20 protein-coding genes are annotated in these 21,027 nt (G+C 74.8%); 12 read left to right on the top strand and 8 right to left on the bottom strand.

Annotated elements, in window-relative coordinates:
- Nucleotides 1–26: 26 nt before the first annotated feature.
- From moeZ to ACIG5E_RS08640, 5 genes are all read right to left on the bottom strand, one after another.
- The gene (moeZ, locus tag ACIG5E_RS08660) at nt 27–1,205 is read right to left on the bottom strand and encodes an adenylyltransferase/sulfurtransferase MoeZ (RefSeq protein ID WP_396532457.1); all 1,179 of its coding nucleotides are present in this window, start codon (nt 1,203–1,205) and stop codon (nt 27–29) included.
- A 245-nt stretch (nt 1,206–1,450) separates the two neighbouring features.
- Complete coding sequence (locus tag ACIG5E_RS08655) at nt 1,451–2,440, bottom strand: NAD-dependent epimerase/dehydratase family protein (RefSeq protein ID WP_380412130.1); 990 nt, start codon at nt 2,438–2,440, stop codon at nt 1,451–1,453.
- Between the two features lie 77 nt (nt 2,441–2,517).
- Entirely contained in the window at nt 2,518–3,606 is a 1,089-nt protein-coding gene (locus ACIG5E_RS08650; protein WP_396532456.1) for a hypothetical protein, read from the bottom strand.
- Nucleotides 3,606–5,423: a DUF3492 domain-containing protein gene (locus ACIG5E_RS08645; protein ID WP_396532455.1), complete on the bottom strand. Its 1,818-nt coding sequence runs from the start codon at nt 5,421–5,423 to the stop codon at nt 3,606–3,608. The genes ACIG5E_RS08650 and ACIG5E_RS08645 overlap by 1 nt, the downstream gene beginning before the upstream one ends.
- 235 nt (nt 5,424–5,658) lie before the next feature.
- On the bottom strand, nt 5,659–6,384 hold the full coding sequence (locus tag ACIG5E_RS08640) for an alpha/beta fold hydrolase (RefSeq protein ID WP_396532454.1): 726 nt from the start codon (nt 6,382–6,384) through the stop codon (nt 5,659–5,661).
- A 223-nt stretch (nt 6,385–6,607) separates the two neighbouring features.
- Here ACIG5E_RS08640 and ACIG5E_RS08635 point away from each other — a divergent pair, with 223 nt between their 5' ends.
- From ACIG5E_RS08635 to ACIG5E_RS08625, 3 genes are all read left to right on the top strand, one after another.
- Nucleotides 6,608–7,267, top strand: coding sequence for a TetR/AcrR family transcriptional regulator (locus ACIG5E_RS08635; RefSeq protein WP_396532452.1), 660 nt, complete (start codon nt 6,608–6,610; stop codon nt 7,265–7,267).
- Nucleotides 7,268–7,401: 134 nt separating this feature from the next.
- A complete protein-coding gene (locus ACIG5E_RS08630; protein ID WP_270144341.1) occupies nt 7,402–7,629 on the top strand; it encodes a DUF3107 domain-containing protein in 228 nt (75 codons plus the stop codon).
- Nucleotides 7,630–7,767: 138 nt separating this feature from the next.
- Nucleotides 7,768–8,094 (top strand): hypothetical protein, encoded by a 327-nt coding sequence (locus ACIG5E_RS08625; RefSeq protein WP_396532451.1) that lies wholly within the window; start codon nt 7,768–7,770, stop codon nt 8,092–8,094.
- Between the two features lie 29 nt (nt 8,095–8,123).
- Here ACIG5E_RS08625 and ACIG5E_RS08620 read toward each other — a convergent pair whose 3' ends face one another.
- The gene (locus ACIG5E_RS08620) at nt 8,124–8,849 is read right to left on the bottom strand and encodes a ferritin-like fold-containing protein (RefSeq protein ID WP_396243541.1); all 726 of its coding nucleotides are present in this window, start codon (nt 8,847–8,849) and stop codon (nt 8,124–8,126) included.
- A 696-nt stretch (nt 8,850–9,545) separates the two neighbouring features.
- On the opposite strand from ACIG5E_RS08620, the gene ACIG5E_RS08615 reads away from it, so the two are divergent.
- From ACIG5E_RS08615 to ACIG5E_RS08595, 5 genes are all read left to right on the top strand, one after another.
- Nucleotides 9,546–11,525 carry a DEAD/DEAH box helicase gene (locus ACIG5E_RS08615; protein ID WP_396532450.1) on the top strand — a complete coding sequence of 660 codons (1,980 nt, stop codon included), beginning with the start codon at nt 9,546–9,548 and terminating at the stop codon, nt 11,523–11,525.
- 215 nt (nt 11,526–11,740) lie between these two features.
- Entirely contained in the window at nt 11,741–12,616 is an 876-nt protein-coding gene (locus tag ACIG5E_RS08610; protein WP_396532449.1) for an alpha/beta fold hydrolase, read from the top strand.
- A gap of 381 nt (nt 12,617–12,997) precedes the next feature.
- Complete coding sequence (locus ACIG5E_RS08605) at nt 12,998–13,156, top strand: hypothetical protein (protein ID WP_188305309.1); 159 nt, start codon at nt 12,998–13,000, stop codon at nt 13,154–13,156.
- Nucleotides 13,157–13,477: 321 nt separating this feature from the next.
- Nucleotides 13,478–14,116: a DUF6758 family protein gene (locus ACIG5E_RS08600; RefSeq protein ID WP_396532448.1), complete on the top strand. Its 639-nt coding sequence runs from the start codon at nt 13,478–13,480 to the stop codon at nt 14,114–14,116.
- 59 nt (nt 14,117–14,175) lie between these two features.
- Complete coding sequence (locus ACIG5E_RS08595) at nt 14,176–15,036, top strand: PHP domain-containing protein (protein ID WP_396532447.1); 861 nt, start codon at nt 14,176–14,178, stop codon at nt 15,034–15,036.
- Between the two features lie 110 nt (nt 15,037–15,146).
- On the opposite strand, the gene ACIG5E_RS08590 is transcribed toward ACIG5E_RS08595, so the two are convergent.
- Complete coding sequence (locus ACIG5E_RS08590) at nt 15,147–15,788, bottom strand: suppressor of fused domain protein (protein WP_396532446.1); 642 nt, start codon at nt 15,786–15,788, stop codon at nt 15,147–15,149.
- A 403-nt stretch (nt 15,789–16,191) separates the two neighbouring features.
- Here ACIG5E_RS08590 and corA point away from each other — a divergent pair, with 403 nt between their 5' ends.
- Nucleotides 16,192–17,313 carry a magnesium/cobalt transporter CorA gene (gene corA, locus ACIG5E_RS08585; RefSeq protein ID WP_396532445.1) on the top strand — a complete coding sequence of 374 codons (1,122 nt, stop codon included), beginning with the start codon at nt 16,192–16,194 and terminating at the stop codon, nt 17,311–17,313.
- Between the two features lie 3 nt (nt 17,314–17,316).
- Here corA and ACIG5E_RS08580 read toward each other — a convergent pair whose 3' ends face one another.
- Complete coding sequence (locus ACIG5E_RS08580; RefSeq protein ID WP_396532444.1) at nt 17,317–18,246, bottom strand: DMT family transporter; 930 nt, start codon at nt 18,244–18,246, stop codon at nt 17,317–17,319.
- 175 nt (nt 18,247–18,421) lie between these two features.
- Between ACIG5E_RS08580 and ACIG5E_RS08575 the strand changes: the two genes are divergently transcribed.
- The 3 genes from ACIG5E_RS08575 (at nt 18,422) to ACIG5E_RS08565 (ending at nt 21,003) form a co-directional block, all read left to right on the top strand.
- Complete coding sequence (locus ACIG5E_RS08575; RefSeq protein ID WP_396532443.1) at nt 18,422–18,961, top strand: hypothetical protein; 540 nt, start codon at nt 18,422–18,424, stop codon at nt 18,959–18,961.
- A gap of 130 nt (nt 18,962–19,091) precedes the next feature.
- Entirely contained in the window at nt 19,092–20,378 is a 1,287-nt protein-coding gene (locus tag ACIG5E_RS08570) for a magnesium transporter MgtE N-terminal domain-containing protein (protein ID WP_396532442.1), read from the top strand.
- 76 nt (nt 20,379–20,454) lie between these two features.
- A complete protein-coding gene (locus tag ACIG5E_RS08565; protein ID WP_396532528.1) occupies nt 20,455–21,003 on the top strand; it encodes a DUF1003 domain-containing protein in 549 nt (182 codons plus the stop codon).
- Nucleotides 21,004–21,027: the final 24 nt, after the last annotated feature.

Raw genomic sequence — 21,027 nt, 5'->3', positions numbered from 1 at the left:
GGGGCCCTCCTTCACGTACCGGCTGCCTAGTAGACCGGCTTGTGCGGCTCGATCTGGTTCACCCAGCCGAGCACGCCGCCACCCAGGTGGACGGCGTTGGCGAAGCCCGCGGCCTTGACCACGGCCAGCACCTCGGCCGAGCGCACGCCCGACTTGCAGTGCAGCACGATCTTCCGGTCCTGCGGCAGCTTCTCCAGGGCGTCGCCCATGAGGAACTCGTTCTTCGGGATCAGCACCGCGCCGGGGATGTTGACGATCTCGTACTCGCCGGGCTCGCGGACGTCGATGAGGTAGATGTCCTCCTCGTCGTCCTGCCACTGCTTGAGCTGCTTCGAGGTGATGGTCGAACCGGCGGCGGCGGCCTGCGCCTCCTCCGACACGACGCCGCAGAAGGCCTCGTAGTCGATCAGCTCGGTGACCGTCGGGTTCTCACCGCAGACGGCGCAGTTCGGGTCCTTGCGGACCTTCACCTGGCGGTAGTTCATCTCCAGGGCGTCGTAGATCATCAGCCGGCCGACCAGCGGGTCGCCGATGCCGGCCAGCAGCTTGATCGCCTCGTTCACCTGGATCGACCCGATGGACGCGCACAGCACGCCCAGCACGCCGCCCTCGGCGCAGGAAGGGACCATGCCCGGCGGCGGGGCCTCCGGGTAGAGGCAGCGGTAGCAGGGGCCGTGCTCGGCCCAGAACACGCTGGCCTGGCCGTCGAAGCGGTAGATCGAGCCCCACACGTACGGCTTGCCGAGCAGCACCGCGGCGTCGTTCACCAGGTAGCGGGTGGCGAAGTTGTCGGTGCCGTCCACGATCAGGTCGTAGCCGGAGAAGATCTCCATCACGTTGGAGTTGTCGAGGCGCTCCTCGTGCAGCACCACGTCGACGTAGGGGTTGATCTCCTTGACCGAGTCGCGGGCCGACTCCGCCTTGGAGCGGCCGACGTCCGACTGGCCGTGGATGACCTGGCGCTGCAGGTTCGACTCGTCGACCACGTCGAACTCGACGATGCCCAGCGTGCCGACACCGGCGGCGGCCAGGTACAGCAGCGCGGGCGAGCCGAGGCCACCGGCGCCGACGCACAGCACCTTGGCGTTCTTCAGCCGCTTCTGCCCGGCCATCCCGACGTCCGGGATGATCAGGTGGCGGGAGTACCTGCGGACCTCGTCAACGGTGAGCTCGTCGGCCGGCTCGACCAGGGGTGGCAACGACACGGGGACTCCGATGGGTGTCTTGTTCAGGTGGCCAAGGGCCAGCCTCGGACGGGGTTGTCGCTCCGCCACTCGGATGGCTCTCTAGGCCAACAGTGTCACGCCCCTCCGGTATTCCGAGACAGCTCGTCCGATGGGCGAGACGGGCCGCGCCGGATCGTGGAACCGGCCGCCGGGCCGGTCAGGGCGCCCCGGGCCCGTGCCCCAGGCCCGTCGTTCCGCGGGCCCGGGGCGCCACCGGGACGACCTCAGACCCGGCAGGCCGTCTCCAGCCAGACGTCGCCGAGCGACTCCTCCAGCGGCACCTGTGTCCGCCAGCCGAGACGGTCCCGGGCGGTGCGCACGTCCGCCTGCCGCCACGGCACCGGCTCGCCCGGGGCGGGCCGGCCCTCCGGCCGACGCTCCTCCGCCCGGTGGCCCGGCAGGTGGTGGCCCGGCAGGTGGTCACCACCCTGCCCGCCGACCTGCGCGGGCAGCAGGACCTGCCGGTTCTCCTCCACGATCGCCCCCTCGAAGCCCGACGCCCGGACCAGCAGCTGGGCCGCGTCCCGGGCCCGCACCGCGTGCCCGCTGCCCACGTTGATCACCCCGGTGGCGGCCGAGACCGCCGCCGCCTGGATCGCCCGCGCGACGTCCCGCACGTCCACGAAATCCCGGTATCCGGACAGGTCCGGCATCCGCACCTGGTTCTCGTCCCGCTCCAGCGCCCGCCGCAGGCCCTCCGCGAGCCGCCCGAACAGCGAGGCGGTCGGCGCCCCCGGCCCCACCACGTCGAACACCCGCAGCACCGCCGCGTCCAGCCCGGAGGCCAGCACCAGCTCCGTCCCGGCCAGCTTGGACACCCCGTACGGGCCGACCGGCCGCGGCTCGGCCTGCTCGGACACCGGCACCCCGCCGGGCACCGGCCCGTACTCGGCGGCCGAGCCGACGTGCACCAGCCGGGCCGGCTCCCGGCTGCGCCGGATCGCCTCGCAGACCGTCGCGACGGCCAGCGTGTTCGACCGGATCAGGGTGCGCGAGCTGCCGTAGGTGGCGCCCGCGCAGTTGATCACCACCTGCGGCGCGACCGCGTCCAGGAAGCGGGCCAGCGCGCCCGGGCTCCCCGTGGTCAGGTCGAAGCGGATGTCGGCCGAGTCGCGCCGGCCGAGCACCGTCACCTGCAACTCCTGGTCCATCAGCAGACGATCGGTCACCCGGCGGCCGATGAAGCCGTCGGCGCCCAGCAGCAGCACCCTCATCGGGGGCGTCCTTCCACGAAGCGAGGTCGGGGACGACCTGGCGGACTGAAAAACAGCGAACGAGATCTGACTTGGGGTCAACGGTGCGAGCCGGCCCGGCCGAGCACCGCCCAGCCGTGGGCCAGCAGCACCGCCGCGACCGCTCCGCCGCCCAGCAGGACGGCCGACTGCCAGGGGCGGCCCAGGGCCAGCGGCACCGCCGTCGCGGCGGGCCCGGCCACGGCGCCCAGCGCGGCGGTCGCCGACCGGCCGCAGCGCGCCAGCAGCGCGGGCAGCACCAGCAGCAGGCCCAGCACGCCCTGCGCCGCCCACGCCGTGGCGCCGGCCCGCTCGGCGGCCAGGTGCAGCAGGCCGCCGCCGTGGCCGGGCCCGGGGCGCGGTGCGACGACCGCGAGCACGGCCAGCGCGGCGTAGGTCAGCACCGCCAGCACCGCCAGGTGCAGCGCGACCGCGACCGGCAGCACCGGCCGCATCCGGGCCCGGAACTCGGCCAGCGTGCGGGCCGCCCCCAGATGCCCCCGGCCGACCCGCCGGTACCAGCGGGCCGCCCGCTCGGCCGCGCCCGCCGACACCGCGGCGGCCAGCACCAGCGCGGCGGCCAGCGGCCGGTCCGCGCCCGGCGCCGCCAGCGGGAGCAGCAGCAGCGCTGCCAGGCCCAGCCCGTACCCGAGCGCGGCGGGGCGCCACCGGGAACCGGCCGGCCCGACCGGCGCGCGCACCGGGCCGAGCTCCCCCGGGCAGGCCGGGCCGCACGGCGCCGGACCCGGCTCGGCCGGGGGCGGCGAGGTCAGCGCGGGCAGCAGCACCAGCGGTACGGCCGCGGGCAGCAGCACCGGCCAGCGGGCACCGAGCGCCACCACCCCGGCGCAGGGCAGCACGGCCAGCGCGGCGGCGGTCAGCGCCGCCCGACCGGCGGCCCCGCCCCGCCGCTCCGCGGACGGCTCCGGCACCGGTGGCCGGCGGGGCACCCGCGCGTACAACTCCTCGGCCAGCGAGAACAGATCGGCGTGCCGGCAGCGCGCGGCGGCCTCCGGACCGAACCCGGCCTCCTCCAGTCCGGCGGCGATCTCCAGCGGGTCGACGGCGCGCTCGCACAGCTCCCGGTGCTCGGCCATCACCTCGCGCACCGGATCGGCGCTGGGGCTGCCGACCGCCGAGCCGGACATCAGACGGCCTCCGCGAAGGCCGGCCCGGCGGGTCTCGTCGGCTCGGGCCGGAACGGTCCTGGCCGGGCTTCGACGGCGGCCGGAAGGGCGGCGAGCTGCCCGTGCCTGTCCTCGGCGGGCGGCCGCGCGCCCGGGTCCTCGCCCCCGGCCTCAGGGGCCTCCCGGCCGTCCCGCTCGCGCGGACTGTCGGCGAGCCAGTACTCGGCGGGGCGGGCGAACGGGCGCGGTGCCCGGCCGCCCTCGCCGGTGCCGCCCTCGGGGAAGGCGGGGTACTGCGAGACCAGCTCCAGGTAGATCTCCCGGAAGGCGCCGATCACCGGCTCGACGGCGAAGCGTTCCTGCGCCCGCAGCCGTCCCGCCAGGCCGAGCCGGGAGCGCCGCTCCTCGTCGCGCAGCAGGGCCAGGCAGGCCCCGGCCAGGGCGCGCGGGTCGCGGGCGGGCACCAGCAGTCCGGTCGGGCCGACCACCTCGCGGGCCACCCCGACGTCGGTGGAGACCACCGCGCGGCCGCTGAGCATGGCGTCGGCGAGCAGCCGGGGGCTGCGCTGGGAGAGCGCGGAGAACACGGCGACGGTGCCGCCCTCCCAGACCTCGGCGAGCGAGCCGGGCCGCCCGGCGAAGTCCACCGCCCCGGCCACCCTCAGCCGCTCGGCGACCGCCGCACAGTGCGCCAGGTATCCGGGGGCCGTCTCCTCGCCGTGCACCACCAGGCGCGCCGCGGGCAGTTCGGCGCGGACCCGGGCGAAGGCGTGCAGCATCAGTTCGGTGTCGCGCCCGGGCTCCAGCGCGCCCGCCCAGACCAGGGTCGGCCGCTCGGGCTCCGGTCCGGCCGCCGGGCGGTCCACGGCCGGGGTGCCCTCGTACACCACCCGGGTGCGCGCCGGGTCGGCCCCGCAGTGGCGCTGCCACTGCTGGTCGTGGGCGCTGCCCGGGGTGAGTATCGCGGCCTGCCGGTAGGTCTCCTCGGTGAGCGCCCGGAAGAAGGACAGCAGCAGCGCCCGGACCGGCCATCGGTACGGCGCCTCGTGACTCGCCCGCTCGCCTCCGGGCGCTCGAACCCGATGCCGACGGTCGTCGCTCCGGCGCTCGTCCCTCGCTTGTCGCTCCTCGCTTTCGGCACCGGCGCGCCCTTCGGCTCGGGGCGGGCAGCCGAGGTACTGCTCGCGCAGGCGCAGCCCGTGCTCGGTGGCCACGAACGGCACCCCGTGCAGGTGCCGGGCGACCAGGGCGGGCAGTGCGGCCGGGCCACCGCCGACCACGTGGCACAGGTCGGCGCCGCCGAGGCCGCCGGGCCCGGTGCCGTACCAGGGCGCGGACAGCGGGCGCAGGCACTGCTCCAGCAGGTCGGCGGCGACCAGGACGTCGCAGACCAGCGGCTGTCCGGCCGAGGTGTCCGCGCCGGGCAGCCGCCAGGTCCGTTCCAGGACCCGCCGGGCGTGGGCGGAGGCGAGGAAGACGGGCAGGGTGCCGTCGTCCTCCCGGGCCAGCGCGGCCAGCCGGTACAGCCCGGCCCCGAAGCCGGCCCGCTCCCCCGGCAGCACCAGGGCCCGCACCAGTTCCTCGTACGCCCCGGCGTACTGGCGTCTGCGCAGCGACCCGGGGGCCCGGCCGCGCGGGCGGCGGCCCCACAGTGCCAGGTCGCGGGCGCCCTGCCAGGCGGGCGAGAGCCGGGCGACGGCGCCGAGGCCGGCCGGGCCGGTCAGCAGGTACAGCTCGAACTCGTGCTCCGGCAGGCCCTCGGCCAGCCGGTCGCACCAGGCTCCGGTGCCACGGTCGGGATGCGGACGGGCACCCTCGGTGAGCAGGGCGACGCGCACGGGAGACCTCCTCTGGTTGCTACCCCTCCGAGGGGCTACCGGAGCCGCGGGGCCGTACGCCGGGACCCATGCTGTTGCCCGCCACCCACCGGGTGTTCCGGTGTCTGCGGCTCTCCCCCACACCTGTTCGGTCCGGCAGCAGAACGGTAGGACCGGCCTCCGGTCACCCATCGCTCACATGCCTGCGTGCCACCTGAACGAGTGAACCGCCGTGACCTCGCCCCGAACCGGGCCGTTAGCGGGCGCTATACGGCGCGGGTCTCCCCGTCCGCCTCAGCGGGCGGGGGCCGCGATCAGCTCGCGCACGGCCCGGGCGACCGCGTCGGGGTGCTCCATCATCGCCACGTGCCCGGACTCCGGCAGCACCAGCAGCCGGGCGTCGGCGAAGGCCGCGCAGGCCCGGCGGGCGGAGCGGTAGGCGACCAGCTTGTCGCGCAGCCCGTACACCAGCGGCCCGGGCGACCGGCCGGCCGGCCGGCAGCCGGCGCAGCAGCGCGGGCAGGCCGGGCAGGGCGAGCAGGCCGGTGGACCAGGCGGAGCGCTGCGGGGGCAGTTCGGGCAGGGCGGGCGAGACCAGGGTGAGGGTGCGGACGAGGTCGGGGCGCAGCGCGGCGAGGCGGACGGCGACGGCGCCGCCGAGCGAGTTGCCGAACAGGTGGACGGGGCCGCGGCCGGAGGCCTCCAGGTAGCCGATGACGGCGCGGACGTGGCCGGAGAGGCTGAGGTTGCCGTCGGTGGGCGGGTCGGAGTGGCCGAAGCCGGGCAGGTCGACGGCCTCGCCGTCGACGACGCCGGCGAGCCGGTCCATCAGGGCGGTCCAGTTGGCGGCCGAGCCGCCGAGTCCGTGCACGAAGAGCCCGGGCTCGCGCCCGTCGGCGCCGGCTTCCTCTGCGGGCCGGTGCACCGCGAGCACCGCGCCGGGGACCTCGACCGTACGTACCTGCTGCTCAGCGCTGCTCATGGTGGACGATGGTAGTGAGCCCCAGGTCGGGGGCGGCGGGGGGTGGTGCGGCTTTCCCGTCCCTTGTCACACCACTGCCGAGGCCGAGGTCAGCGCCGTATTGTGGGCTCCTGACAAGGGGACCGGGCAGCTTTTCTCGCCTTCGCCGAACGCGGGCACGGTTACCGAAAAGTAGAATCGACCCTCTTGCCAGCCCCCGAGAAACCCCGAAGTGAGGAGCGCCGTGACGGCCATCCAGGAGGCGCAGGAGCGCCCGCGCGGTGCCCGCCTGCCGCGAAGCGCCCGCCGTGAACAACTGCTCGGTGCCGCCCAGGAGGTGTTCGTCGCGCAGGGGTACCACGCGGCCGCCATGGACGACATCGCCGACCGCGCCGGGGTGAGCAAGCCGGTGCTGTACCAGCACTTCCCCGGGAAGCTGGAGCTCTACCTGGCGCTGCTGGACAAGCACTGCGACGCGCTGGTCGAGTCGACCCGCGAGGCGCTGGGCACGACCACCGACAACAAGCTGCGGGTGGCCGCGACGATGGAGGCGTACTTCAACTACGTCTCCAGTGAGTCGGGCGCCTTCCGGCTGGTGTTCGAGTCGGACCTGACGAACGAGCCGGCCGTGCGCGAGCGGGTGGAGCGGGCGTCCGAGGCGAGCGCGACGCTGGTCAGCAAGGTGATCCAGGAGGACACCGACCTGCCGGAGGCGGAGTCCAAGCTGCTGGCCGCCGGGGTCTGCGGCCTGGCCCAGATCACCGCCCGGTACTGGCTGTCCCAGGGCCTGGAGATCCCGCGCGACGAGGCGGTGCGACTGGTCGCCAGTCTGGCGTGGCGGGGCCTGAAGGGCTTCCCGATGCACCCGGGCGACCTCGGGGCGGAGGGTTCCGCTCAGCGCTGACGATCCGCTGACCTTCGCCGGGGCGGTGATCGGGTGCTCTATGGTGAAGCCGTACGGCGCGGTCGTCGCGAACGCTTGTTCCAGGCGGTCCGGTGCCCGCGCGTGGAGGCTGCAACCCCGGAGGGACGGAATCCGTGGAGGTCAAGATCGGCGTGCAGAACGCGCCGCGCGAGATCGTGATCGAGAGCTCGCAGACTGCCGATGAGGTCGAGAGCGCGGTCGCGAAGGCGCTGGAGGGCTCCACCAAGCTCTTCTCGCTCACCGACGAGCACGGCCGCCGCGTCATCGTCCCGGCCGAGCGCCTGGCGTACGTGGAGATCGGCGAGCAGGCCGCCCGCAAGGTCGGTTTCGGCACCCTCTGAGGCGCCGCCCGAGCACGGTCTGTCCGGTGCCCCGTTCCCCCAGGGAGCGGGGCACCGTCGTGTGTACGGACGGATCGGCGGGGGTACGGCGACAGGGACGGCTCCGGTGCCGTACGCCCGTCCCCCCGGGAGGCCGCCTTGCTGGTCGAATCACTCGTCTTCGCGCTGGTCGGCCTGGTCGCGGCCGCGACCGCGCTGCTGGGCCTGCCGGCGTACTTCCGGGCCTCCCGCCTGACGGTGGTGGGGACGGCGCTGGCGGCGGCACTGCTCGGCGGGGTGGTCGCGCACTTCTGCCTGGACGGGCGCCACCCGGTGGTCGCGGTGGCGTTCTCGGCACTGGCCGCGGGTGTGCTCACCTCGCTGCTGGCCCGGCCGGACCTGGCCGCCGGGCGGGCCCCGGCGCACCGGCACCACCCGCACCGGGCCGGCGCCCACCGCGCTCCGCGGCGGCACCGGCCGGCCTGAGGGCGGGGCCCGGCGCCGGTCTTCGGGTCCTAGGAGGCCAGGCCGAGGGCGGCCATCCGCTTGGTGTGCGCCTCGGTGATCCGGTTGAACATCTTGCCGACCTCGACCAGGTCGAAGCCCTTCACGTGGACACCGCCGACCAGCAGGTTGGACAGCGCGTCCCGCTCGGCGACGACCCGCTGGGCCTGGCTGAGCGCCTCGCCCATCAGCCGCCGGCCCCACAGGGCGAGGCGTCCGCCGGCCCGCGGGTCGGCCTCGATGGCCTGGCGGACCTTGTCGACGGCGAACTGGCCGTGGCCGGTGTCGGACATGACGCCGAGGACCAGCTCGCGGGTGTCGTCGTCCAGCCGGACGGCGACCTCGCGGTAGAAGTCGGTCGCGATGGCGTCGCCGACGTAGGCCTTGACCAGGCCCTCCAGCCAGTCCGAGGGCGCCGTCATCCGGTGGAACAGCTCCAGCGGCTCGACGAAGGGGCGCATCGCCTCCTGCGGGTCGGCGCCGATCTCGGCGAGCCGGTCGTGCAGCCGCTGGTAGTGCTGGAACTCGGCGGAGGCCATCCGGGCCAGGGCCGCCTTGTCGGCGAGGTCGGGCGCCAGCTTGGCATCCTCGGCGAGCCGCTCGAAGGCGCTCAGTTCGCCGTACGCGAGCGCGCCGAGCAGGTCCAGCACCGCCGCGCGGTAGCCCGGCTCGGCCGAGCACGTGGCCCAGTCGCCGATCGAGCCGGCGCCGTCCTGCGTCTCACCATGGGTCTCCATGACCCGCCACCCTAAGGCCTGTCCTCGTACTCCCGCCCGCGGGGCGACGCCGGGTGACCTGCCGGATCGGCCGGTCGCGGGCCGGTCGCCGGGGGGCAATGTCACACGCGTCACGTGTTCGAGTCGTCGCCTGACTGTATGGTGGTACGGAGCCCCGTCGTGCTCGCACGGTGTCACCGCCGTCTCGGTGTCCCGCGCAAGCCCGCTCCCCAGCGGCGCCGTCCCCTCGGACGTGTCCGCATCGGAGGCACGGGTACTCACGTACGCGGATGCCCGGTCGGAGAGCCGATCGGCTCCGACCATGGCTTGGACTTCAAGCCTTGGCACCGCATCAGTGGCCGAGCGAGGGCCGCCGAGACCACGCCCACCTGGCGGAGGTCCCGCGCAGGTCCCTCACGGGAATCCTCCCCGACGCCGCCGGCGACGCGCCCCGCCATCGGGCCGCGCGCACCGGCCGGCCGCAGGGACCGGCGCGGTTGTGCGTCCGCGCAGCTGTTTCAGGACCGTCCAGGTCCGTACGCAGCCGCGCGCCCGCCCGCCCGCCGCTCGCTCTCGGCCCCTCCACACGGAAGAGGCAGCACCCTGTCCACCACCGCTGAACCCATCAAGACGACGTTCCGAGAGCTGGGAATCCTCCCGGAGACCGCCGAGGCCCTGGAGGCCGTCGGCATCGTCCACCCGTTCCCCATCCAGGAGATGACCCTGCCGGTCGCGCTGACCGGCCACGACGTCATCGGCCAGGCCAAGACCGGCACCGGCAAGACCCTCGGCTTCGGCCTCCCGCTGATCGAGCGAGCCGTCGTGCGCGCCGACGTGGACGCCGGCCGGGCCTCCGAGGAGCAGCTCTCCGACTTCCCGCAGGCGCTGATCGTCGTCCCGACCCGCGAGCTGTGCACCCAGGTCACCAACGACCTGCAGACCGCCGGCAAGGTCCGCAACGTGCGCGTCCTCGCCGTCTACGGCGGCCGGGCGTACGAGCCGCAGGTCGAGGCGCTCACCAAGGGCGTCGACATCGTCGTCGGCACCCCGGGCCGCCTGCTCGACCTGGCCGGGCAGAAGAAGCTCAACCTCTCCAAGGTCCGCGCGCTGGTCCTGGACGAGGCCGACGAGATGCTCGACCTGGGCTTCCTGCCCGACGTCGAGAAGATCATCACCATGCTGCCGGCCAAGCGGCAGACCCTGCTGTTCTCGGCCACCATGCCGGGCCAGGTCATCAACCTCGCCCGCCGGTACATGAGCCAGCCGACGCACATCCGGGCCGCCGCCCCGGACGACACCGGCGCGACCGTCGCCAACATCGAGCAGCACATCTTCCGCGCCCACTCGCTGGACAAGGTCGAGATGGTCTCGCGCATCCTGCAGGCCGACGGCCGCGGGCTCGCGATGATCTTCTGCCGCACCAAGCGCACCGCCGCCGACGTGTCGGACCAGCTGACCCAGCGCGGCTTCGCGGCCGGCGCCGTCCACGGCGACCTCGGTCAGGGCGCCCGCGAGCAGGCGCTGCGCGCCTTCCGCAACGGCAAGGTCGACGTGCTGGTCTGCACCGACGTGGCCGCCCGCGGCATCGACGTCGAGGGCGTCACCCACGTCATCAACTACCAGTGCCCCGAGGACGAGAAGACCTACCTGCACCGGATCGGCCGCACCGGCCGGGCCGGCGCCTCCGGCACCGCCGTCACCCTGGTCGACTGGGACGACATCCCGCGCTGGCAGCTGATCAACAAGGCGCTGGACCTGCCGTTCAACGAGCCGGAGGAGACCTACTCCACCTCGCCGCACCTCTACGAGCTCCTGAAGATCGCGCCGGGCACCAAGGGCGTCCTGCCCCGCTCGGAGCGCACCCGTGCCGGCCTCGGCGCGGAGGAGGTCGAGGACCTCGGCGAGACCGGCGGACGGGGCGCCCGCTCCGGCCGCGGTGCCCGCGGCGGGCGCAGCGGCTCGGGCCGCCCGGCCGTCGAGACCCCGGCGGCGGAGGAGAAGCCGCGCCGCACCCGTGAGCGCCGCCGCACCCGCCGTGGCTCGGAGGTCGCCGAGGGCGAGGCCGCTGTCGCCACCGCGGTGACCGAGGCGGCCCCGGCCGTCGAGGGCGCCGAGGGCGACACCGCTCCGCGCCGCCGTCGCCGCCGCTCGCGCGGTGGCGCCGCGGCGGGCGAGAGCGCCGCGGCGGCGGCCGAGGTCGTGGCCGAGGCTGCCGCGGTCGTCGAGGCGGCCGTGGTCGCGGCGGAGCCGGTGGCCGAGGAGAAGCCGCGCCGGACCCGCGCCCGCAAGCCGAAGGCGGAGGCCGTCGAGGCCGCCGCCGTGGCCGAGGCTCCCGTCGAGGAGAAGCCGGCCACCCGGACCCGCACCCGCAAGCCCAAGGCCGAGGCGGAGGCCGTCGAGGCCACCGCCGTGACCGAGGCTCCCGCCGAGGCCCCGGCCGAGAAGAAGCCCGCGACGCGCACCCGGACCCGCAAGCCCAAGGCCGAGGCCGAGACCGTCGAGGCCGCTCCGGCGACCGAGGCCCCGGCCGAGGAGAAGCCGGCCACCCGGACCCGCACCCGCAAGCCCAAGGCCGTCGCCGAGACCGCCCCGGAGGCCCCGGCCACCGAGGCCCCGGCCGCCGAGGTGCCCGCGCCGCGCAAGCGCACCCGCACCCGCAAGACCGCGGCCACCCCGGAGACCACTCCGGAGGGCTGACGCACCCCACCCCCGAGGGGGCGGCCCGGGCCACACCAGGCCGGGCCGCCCCCTCGGCGTTTCCGCCGCCGGCCGCTGCGCAGGGCGGCGGCACCGCCTCCCGGAGGTGCCCCGGCTGCCCCCACCAGCCACGCCACGGGCATCCCGGCTGGCGGGGCGGGGTGCCGGGACGGCATAGGCTCGGGTCGTCGCCTGTCGCGGGAGGGAATCCGTTCATGAGTACTCCGCCGTTCCTGACCCTGCCCGGCTGTGCCCGGGCGGAGCGTGTGGTGACCGCGCGCGGGGAGTTCGCGGCGTTGCGGGCGGAGCCGGCCGGGCCGGTGCGCGGGTCGGCGCTGCTGGTGCCGGGGTTCACGGGCAGCAAGGAGGACTTCATCGCGCTGCTCGAACCGCTGGCGGCCGCCGGGTACCGGGTGACGGCCGTGGACCAGCGGGGCCAGTACGAGACCGGCGGGCCGGACGACGCCGCGGCGTACGCCGTCGACGCGCTGGGCGCCGACGTCCGGGCGCTGACCGAGGCGCTGGCGCAGGACGGCCCGGTGCACCTGCTGGGGCACTCCTTCGGCGGCCAGGTGGTCCGGGAGGCGGTGCTCGCGGCGGCCGCCGAGGGCCCCCTGCCGTGGCGTTCGCTGACTCTGATGGCCACCGGCCCGGGGGCGATCGACCCGGCCGAGGCGGCCCGGACCAAGCTGCTGCTGGACGTCCTTCCGGTGCTGAGCCTGGAGGAGATCTGGCAGGTGATGCGGCAGATGGACGAGAGCAGCGGGGAGCCGAAGCCCGTCCTGGAGCCGGCCGTCGCGGAGTTCCTGCACCGCCGCTGGGTGGCCAATGTGCCGCGGGCGCTGGCCGTCACCGGCGGACACCTGGTGGCCGCGCCGGACCGGGTGGACGAGCTGGCCGCGGTGACCGCCGGGGCGCTGCCGGTGCTGGTGCTGTCCGGGGAGCGGGACTACGCCTGGCCGGTGCCGGAGCAGAGCGGCATGGCGGAGCGGCTGGGCGCCCACCGGGTGGTCGTCGCGGGCGCGGGCCACTCCCCCAACGCCGAGCAGCCGGCCGCCACGGCCGGGGCACTGGCCGCGTTCTGGGCCTGAGCGGCGCCCCCCGCACCCCGATCCCATCGAAGTGGTCTCTACCACTTCCGGAAGTTCGACCGGTCTCAGCGCAGGACAAAATTCGTTAGTTACGGTAATCTTTGATTCTGTCCGGGAATCATCGCCGGCCCGCACCCGGGTACCGATCAGCCGAAACCTGGACGTTACGGACGGGCAACGGCCCAGTAGCACCGCCACGACACCGTGGTTCACGAGGCATTGGACGCACCAGGCAAGCAGGGGGAGCCCTTGCCGCAGCAGACCGCCGCACGCACGACCCGCCCGGTCCGGCTTCAGCGCCGGATCCGGAAGACCCCGAAAGGGCTGATACCCACTCAGCCGCAATCGCCCCGCACGTCGGGGCCCGGAAAGGAGACGCCCATGACCAAGCCCATGCGCTTCGAGATCCTCCGACTGGACGACGCCAACGGCTCCGCGACCGACCGCGTGATCGCCGACGCCGAGACCGTCCGCGAGCTCGTCCAGGACGCCGCCCGCACCGGCGAACGCCTGCTCATCCGCCCGTGCCCGACCGTCTGACCCAGCGCGGCGCCTCCGACCGGGAGGCCTCACCCGCCGCCGACGAGCCGGGAGCGTCCGATCCGGACGTACCGATACCCGACTGACGCCCCGTCACCGCGACCGCCGATGACGGGGCGTCAGTGCGTCCGGCCCCGGACCCGCCCCGCACCCCGGGACGTTTGCCGCCACCCGCCACGGGACATCCCCCAACGGGAGCCGCCGCCCGCGCCGCACCCCACCCGCGCCGGCCGGGCGTCCAGCACCGACAGGTGCCGCCGAGCCGTCCGTACGGGTGATCGTCCTTGACGCGGCGGTCCGGAGGGAGGAGCGTTGTCGGCTATGAGGGGCGAGCCAAGCTGCCCGAGGTGCGCCGGTCGGGTCCGCGCCCCCGGTCTTTTTTCGGACACCTGGCAATGCGACCGGCACGGAGCCGTGCACCCGATGCAGCCCGTGCTGCCCCCGAGCGTGGAAGCCCTGGGTGTCGCCGTCGCCCGCTCGCAGGTCCCCGTCTGGCTGCCCTGGCCGCTCCCGGTCGGCTGGCTCTACACCGGCATCGCCCACGTCGGCGACGACGTCTCGGGCGCCCGGGCCACCGCCGTCGCCTGCTCCGGGCCCGCCCCGCTCGGCGGCTTCGGCGAACTGGTGCTGGTCGCCGAGGAGCTCGGGGTCGGGCTCGGCGCCCGCTACGCCGGACTCCCGGGGCCGGACCCGGGCGACTCGGTCGGCCTGTACAAGCCGGCCGACGCCAAGCTGATGGCCGCCGGGCGGCCCACCCCGATGTTCCACGTCCCGGACGCCCCGGCCGACCGCGCGGTGTTCGCCGGCGAGGCCCGCGGGCTCTGGCTCTGGGCGGTCGCCTGGCCCGAGCAGTCCGCCCTGGTGATGTACGACGAACTGGTGCTCACCGATCTGCGCGAGGCCGGGGCCGAACTGGACCTGCTGCCCTGCGGGGCGCTCTCCCCCCGACTGCTGGGCTGACCCCCCGGACAGCCGGACGGCCTATCCTGGGCGGCAGCCAACTTCCAGGAGTCCGCCCCGTGCGCATCGACCTGCACGCCCACAGCAACGCCTCCGACGGCACCGACAGCCCGGCCGAGCTGGTCGCGGCGGCGGTCGCCGCCGGCCTCGACGTGGTCGCGCTGACCGACCACGACACCGTCGCCGGCCACGCCGAGGCCGCCGACGCGGTGCACGCGCTGCCGGACGGCACCCGGCTGACCGTCGTCCCGGGCGCCGAGCTGTCCTGCGTGGTGGACGACGTCAGCATGCACCTGCTGGCGTACCTGTTCGACCCGGAGGAGCCGGGGTTCGCGCGCGAGCGGGAGCTGGTGCGCACCGACCGGTTCCGGCGCGGACGGGCGATCGTCGAGCGCTGCCGGGAGCTCGGGGCGGACATCAGCTGGGAGCAGGTGCGGCGGATCGCCGGGACCGGCTCGGTCGGGCGGCCGCACATCGCCAGCGCGCTGGTCGAGGCGGGCGTGGTGACCACCGTCTCGGACGCCTTCACCCCGGACTGGCTGGCCAACGGCGGCCGGGCGGACGTCCGCAAGCACGAGACCGACCCGGTGGAGGCGGTCCGGCTGGTGCGGGCCGCCGGCGGGGTGCCGGTGTTCGCCCACCCCGGCGCGGTCAAGCGCGGCCGGACGGTCTCCGACCAGGTGATCGCCGACCTCGCGGCGGCCGGACTGGCCGCGCTGGAGGTCGACCACACCGACCACGACGAGGAGACCAGGCAGCGGCTGCGCGGCCTGGCGGGCGAGCTCGGCCTGCTGGTCACCGGCTCCAGCGACTACCACGGCGGCCGCAAGACCGTCCGGCTCGGCGAGCACACCACCGACCCGGAGGTGTACGAGGCGCTGCTCGCCCAGGCGACCGGGGCGAAGCCGATCGCGCGCTGACGGCGTGTGGGGCCGCGCTCCGGCGTACCGGAGCGCGGCGAGGGCGCGCCTGCAGGGCCATACGCCCCTCCCGGAGGACGGCTCCCCGGGGCCCGGCCGGCGCCCGAAGGTCAGTCGAGCTTGACGCCCCGCCGCTGCGGGTCGCGCAGGTCGGTGCCCTGGTTCAGCCAGCGCTCCTGGAGCGCGGCCGCGCCGTGCACCCGCTTCCAGCCCGCCTCGTTGGGCGTCATCGGCAGCAGCGGCAGGAAGCGCACCGGCTCGGCGGGCTCGGCCAGTTCCAGGTCCTCGACCAGGCCGCCCGGCTCGGCGGCCAGCACCGAGGTGAACGGGGCGCCGTCCCAGAGCGGGGCGCCGAGGTCCAGCGAACCGCCCGGGGCCACCACCAGGCCCTCGACCTGCGGGGTCGCGGCGAAGGTGGCGAGGCTGCGCAACACGCCGTCGCGGCCGCCGCGCACCGTCAGCACCAGTTCGGCGCGCGGTCCGCGCACCTGGTCGGCGACCAGCGCGGTCGGGTCGGCCATCGGGGCGGCGGACATCCCCAGCGTCGCGTAGCGGACCAGGCCCTCGGCGTCCGGGCCGAAGCGCAGCACCTCGATCCGGTCGGTGCCGAGGAAGGTGACGGCGGCGCGTCCGCTCGGCTCGCCGAAGGTGGTGATCAGCCGGGCCTCGACGGCGGCCAGCACCGCCTCCCGGGAGAGTTCCGGGGAGCTGCCGCCGTGGGGGTCGCCGAAGGACGGGAAGTCGTGCGCCATGCCGGTGAGCGTAACCCGCGCGGTTGTCGCGTCCGCGCGGGGGCGTAGGGGCGAACGCCCCGGAAACCGCCGGGCGCCGATGCTCGGTCAGCTGTTAGGGTGAGCGACTGGCCACCGGGATCTTTCGTCCCGGGGCGGCGGCGCGAAGGAGGTGGTTGCGGTGGATACCGGCCGACCATGCAGTACCGGCAGCTCTGCCCGGCCCCGACTTCCCCGCACCCCTCGCCCCGCAGGCCACGGCGGCTGATCCAGCCGTAGTGGCCCGGGCGCGGATCGGTGGCGGACGGACCGGCCGGGAGAGCACCCTCACCCCCTTCACCGGTGTTCCGCGCCGTCGCACCACGGCCCTGCCCGCGGCCCTTCCGCGCCGCCGTGCGACGGCTCCTGTCCCAGGGAGCCTGTCATGTCGATGATCAACAGCCTGCGTGCCGCCGTCCGCACCAACCGCCGCCGGGGCGCCACCGGCGCGTACGACGCCGTGCCGGAGGGCAGCGGCTCGGCGGTCGTGGACTGCGCGGTCTACCAGCACGGCCGGCGCAGCGGCGAGACCTGCAGCCCGCGCGAGGCCGCCCACCGGGTCAAGGCGGCGCACCAACTCCCGGACAGTTCGGGGTCGTTCAGCTGGATCGGGCTGCACGAGCCGACCGAGGACGAGTTCGAGGGCATCGCCCAGCGCTTCGGCCTGCACCCGCTCGCGGTGGAGGACGCGGTGCACGCGCACCAGCGGCCCAAGGTGGAGCGCTACGACGACGTCCTGTTCGCCGTCTTCAAGACGATCCGCTACGTCGAGCACGACCAACTCACGCCCACCAGCGAGGTGGTGGAGACCGGCGAGCTGATGGTCTTCGCCGGGCGGGACTTCGTGATCACGGTGCGGCACGGCGGCCACGGTTCGCTGCAGGAGCTGCGGCACCGGCTGGAGGCGGACGCGGACGAGGCCGGGCTGCTCGCCAAGGGCCCGGCCGCGGTGCTGCACGCGATCGCCGACCACGTGGTGGACAACTACCTGCTGGTCGCCGAGCGGCTGCAGAACGACGTGGACGAGATCGAGTACGGCGTCTTCTCGGCCAAGGGCGCGCGCAGCGCGGACGTCGGCCGGGTGTACCAACTCAAGCGCGAGGTGCTGGAGTTCAAGCGCGCGGTGGTGCCGCTGCTGCGCCCGGTGCAGCAGCTGTCCGAGCCGCTGCAGCGGCTGGTGGACCCGGACATGCAGAAGTACTTCCGGGACGTCGCCGACCACCTGGCCCGGGTCGCCGAGCAGGTGCACGGCTTCGACGAGCTGCTGAACTCGCTGCTGCAGGCGAACCTGGCGCAGGTGTCGGTGGCGCAGAACGAGGACATGCGGAAGATCACCGCCTGGGCGGCGATCTTCGCCGTGCCCACCATGATCACCGGCGTGTACGGCATGAACTTCGAGGTCATGCCGGAGCTGAAGTTCGAGTACGGCTATCCGATGGTGCTCGGCGCGATCGCGCTGATCTGCGTGGGGATGTACCGGGGCTTCCGCCGCAACGGCTGGCTGTAGCCGCTACCTGCGCCCGCCGCGGGCGACCAGGACCAGGCCGAGCAGGATCAGCACCACCGCCGGGTAGGCGGCCGCCGGGGGCCACTGGCCGAGCCACAGGGCGGCGATCAGGGCCGCGCCCGGGGTCTCCAGCAGGATCGCGGTGGAGGTGATCGACGGGCCGAGGCCCAGCACCACCCGGTTGCTCAGCGAGTGCCCGAGCAGCTGCGCGGTGACCATCAGCAGCACGATCTGCCACCAGGCCCCGGCCGACCAGCCGGACAGCCGCGTCCCGGTGACCAGGCAGATCGCCAGCAGGCCGACCGCCGTGGTGGTGTAGCAGACCAGGGTGTACGCGGTGGTGCTGACGGTCTTGCGGACCTCGGCGCCCAGCAGCATGTATCCGGCCGCGGCCAGGCCCGCGGCGAGGGCGAGCGCGTCGCCGAGCAGCGCGCGCGGGGACATCGAGAGGTCCACGCCGGTCAGGACCAGCACACCGGCGAAGGCGACGACGGTGCCGAGCCAGACCATCCGCGGCGCGCGGACGCCGAACAGCCGCATCAGCAGGATCGTCCACAGCGGCGTGGTGGTGACCAGGGCGGTGGCGGAGGCGACCGAGGTCATCCGCAGGCTGGGCATCCAGAGCGCGAAGTGCACCGCGAGCAGCGCCCCGGCGGCGATCGCGAGCAGCAGCGCCCGCCGGCCGATCCCGCGCAGTTCGGCGCGGTGGCGCAGCAGCGCGTACGGGCCGAGGACGCCGACCGACATGACGTTGCGCCAGAAGGCGATGGCCAGTGCGGGTGCGGCGGTGGCGGAGATCAGCGGGCCGGAGAAGGAGATGCCGCCGATCGAGACGGCGAGCAGCAGCAGGTCGAGGGTGGGGAGCGGCTGCGCGGGCCGCGGGTCGGCGGCGGTGGCAGGGGCAGGGGCGGTCGCGGGCCGGGCGGCGGGCACGGCGCTCCTTCGCTGGTCGCGGGGGTGGGGCGGTCATACGGTAAGGCCCGTGGCCCGCTAATGGAACTGTCGCCCGGAGGCTGAGACATCCGGCGGGGCGTCCGTGGACATCCGGCGGGGCGTCCGTGGACATCCGGCCGACGGGCGGGGGCCGGAAGCCCGTACGCTGTCCGCCATGGACCGCAACTCCGCCGCCACGACCGCCGACGACTTCCTCGACCAGGCCCTGCTGGAGGAGGCCGCGAAGAAGTCCGGGCTGCTGTGGGTGCGCGCGGACGGCGAGTCCCAGGCCCGCCCGCTCTGGCACGCCTGGCACGACGGCGCGGTGGTGGTGGTCGGCGGGGGCGCCGAGCAGCCGCTGCACGGCCTGACCGCGGGCGCCGGGGCCGTGATCACCGTGCGCAGCAAGGACAAGGGCGGCCGGCTCACCGGCTGGAACGCCGAGGTCGTCGAGCTGGCGCCGAACGGCGAGGCCTGGCTGGGCGCCGTCGAGGAACTCAAGGGCAAGCGGCTGAACGCGCCCGACACCGACGCGATCGCCGAGCGCTGGGCGCGCGAGTGCCGGGTGCTGCGGCTGCAGCCGGCCGGCGCGCTGACCGAGCGTCCTGGCGCGATGCCGGACGGCTCGCACGCCGCTCAGCCGATGCCCACCCCGGCCACCACCCGCCGCCCGATCCCGGCCGGGCTGCCCAGACTGCTCTTCAAGCGCCGCTGAAGGTTCACGCCCAGTACGCCTGCGGTCGCTAATGTGCCCCACCGGGCCGGGCGTACGCCGCACGGGTAGCCTTGGCCGAACGTGCGCCCTGTGCGCATGCCGGACGGAGTCGAGCGAGTCGAGGGAGTTCATGGCAGGGCCAGGCACCCGGGTCTTCATCTCCCATCTCTCCGCCATCGCGGTCTTCGACCCGAACGGCGACCACGTCGGGCGGGTCCGCGACGTGGTCGTCTCGCTGCGCCTGGGCGGCCACCCGCCGCGGGTGCTCGGCCTGGTGGTCGAGGTCGTCGGCCGGCGCCGGATCTTCCTGCCGATGACCAGGGTGACCAGCCTGGAGTCCGGCCAGGTGCTCACCACCGGACTGATCAACCTGCGCCGCTTCGAGCAGCGCCCGTCCGAGACCCTGGTGCTCGGCGAGCTGCTGGACCGCACCCTCACCTGGTCCAAGACCGGTGAGGACGTCACCGTGCTGGACGTCGGCATGGTGCAGACCAGGCTGCGCGAGTGGGAGATCAGCAAGGTCTTCGTCCAGGTCGGCCGGGCCACCCGGCTGCGCAAGGGCAAGGGCGAGCGGCTGACCCTGGACTGGCAGGACGTCACCGGCTTCGCGCTGCCCGAGCAGGACCAGGGCGCGGCCAACCTGCTCGCCACCTTCGAACAGCTGCGCCCGGCCGACCTCGCCAGCGTGATGCACCACCTGTCCGCCAAGCGCCGCGCCGAGGTGGCCGCCGCGCTGCCCGACGAGCGGCTCGCGGACGTCCTGGAGGAACTGCCCGAGGACGACCAGGTCGAGATCATCGGCAAGCTCCAGGAGGAGCGGGCGGCCGACGTCCTGGAGGCGATGGACCCGGACGACGCCGCCGACCTGCTCTCCGAGCTGCCCGGCGACGAGGCCGAGCGGCTGCTCGGGCTGATGGAGCCCGAGGAGGCCGCGCCGGTCCGCCGCCTGCTGTCCTACGAGGAGGACACCGCCGGCGGTCTGATGACCACCGAGCCGATCGTCCTGGAGCCGGACGCGACGGTCGCCGAGGCGCTGGCCCGGATCCGGATCCGCGACCACAAGCCCGCGCTGGCCGCCCAGGTGTACGTCTGCCGGCCGCCGAACGAGACCCCCACCGGCAAGTACCTGGGCGCGGTGCACTTCCAGCGGCTGCTGCGCGAGCCCCCGTACGTCCTGGTCGGCGAGCTGGTGGACGACGACCTGGACGCGCTGCCGCCGGACACCCCGCTGTCGCTGGTCACCAGCTACCTGGCGACGTACAACCTGGTGGCCGCGCCGGTCGTGGACGAGGCCGACCACCTGCTCGGCGCGGTGACCGTCGACGACGTACTCGACCACCTGCTGCCCGACGACTGGCGCGACGCCGCGCTGCACGCCGGGGACGACGACAGAGAGGAGATGCACGGTGGACGGTGACCGCAACGGACGGCCGAGCGACTCCGCGCGCCGGCGCCTGCAGGGCGAGCTGCGGGAGCTGCGCCAGCTGCGCGAACTGCGCGCCCGCGAGGGCGGCGGCCGGGACCGCCTGGAGACCTCCCCCATCACCGGCTCCAACCGCACCCGGCTCGACCAGCCGCGCACCGCCCGCCCCGGCCTGATCACCCTGCCGTCCTACGACCCCGAGGCCTTCGGCGTGCTGTCGGAGCGGATCGCCCGCTTCCTCGGCACCGGGCGGTTCATCGTCTGGATGACGGTGTTCGTCGTGGTCTGGATCGGGTGGAACACCCTGCTGCCGGCCGGTGTCCGCTTCGACGAGTACCCGTTCATCTTCCTCACCCTGGCACTGTCGCTGCAGGCCTCGTACGCGGCGCCGCTGATCCTGCTGGCGCAGAACCGGCAGGACAACCGGGACCGGGTCAACATGGAGCAGGACCGGGCCCGCAGCGACCGCAACATCGCCGACACCGAGTACCTGGCCCGCGAGGTCGCGGCCCTGCGGCACGGGCTCGGCGAGGTGGCCACCCGCGATTTCATCCGCTCCGAGCTGCAGTCGCTGCTCAAGGAGATCGACGAACGACGGGACGCCGCCGAGCCCTTGTGACCGGCGGCACGCTACCGGCCGGTT

Origin of the sequence: Kitasatospora sp. NPDC053057 (assembly GCF_044546945.1) — a bacterium.
GTDB lineage: Bacteria > Actinomycetota > Actinomycetes > Streptomycetales > Streptomycetaceae > Kitasatospora.
The sequence above is the reverse complement of the archived record's forward strand: the minus strand, read 5'-3'. Positions and strand labels throughout refer to the sequence as shown.

Coding starts and splice junctions, on each gene's coding strand:
- ACIG5E_RS08655 (WP_380412130.1), bottom strand. CDS start 2,440: ATGAGGGTGCTGCTGCTGGGCGCCGACGGCTTCATCGGCCGCCGGGTG.
- ACIG5E_RS08640 (WP_396532454.1), bottom strand. CDS start 6,384: ATGAGCAGCGCTGAGCAGCAGGTACGTACGGTCGAGGTCCCCGGCGCG.
- ACIG5E_RS08590 (WP_396532446.1), bottom strand. CDS start 15,788: ATGGCGCACGACTTCCCGTCCTTCGGCGACCCCCACGGCGGCAGCTCC.
- ACIG5E_RS08600 (WP_396532448.1), top strand. CDS start 13,478: ATGAGGGGCGAGCCAAGCTGCCCGAGGTGCGCCGGTCGGGTCCGCGCC.
- ACIG5E_RS08650 (WP_396532456.1), bottom strand. CDS start 3,606: ATGTCCGGCTCGGCGGTCGGCAGCCCCAGCGCCGATCCGGTGCGCGAG.
- ACIG5E_RS08575 (WP_396532443.1), top strand. CDS start 18,422: ATGGACCGCAACTCCGCCGCCACGACCGCCGACGACTTCCTCGACCAG.
- ACIG5E_RS08610 (WP_396532449.1), top strand. CDS start 11,741: ATGAGTACTCCGCCGTTCCTGACCCTGCCCGGCTGTGCCCGGGCGGAG.
- corA (WP_396532445.1), top strand. CDS start 16,192: ATGTCGATGATCAACAGCCTGCGTGCCGCCGTCCGCACCAACCGCCGC.
- ACIG5E_RS08620 (WP_396243541.1), bottom strand. CDS start 8,849: ATGGAGACCCATGGTGAGACGCAGGACGGCGCCGGCTCGATCGGCGAC.
- ACIG5E_RS08570 (WP_396532442.1), top strand. CDS start 19,092: ATGGCAGGGCCAGGCACCCGGGTCTTCATCTCCCATCTCTCCGCCATC.
- ACIG5E_RS08615 (WP_396532450.1), top strand. CDS start 9,546: ATGACCCTGCCGGTCGCGCTGACCGGCCACGACGTCATCGGCCAGGCC.
- ACIG5E_RS08605 (WP_188305309.1), top strand. CDS start 12,998: ATGACCAAGCCCATGCGCTTCGAGATCCTCCGACTGGACGACGCCAAC.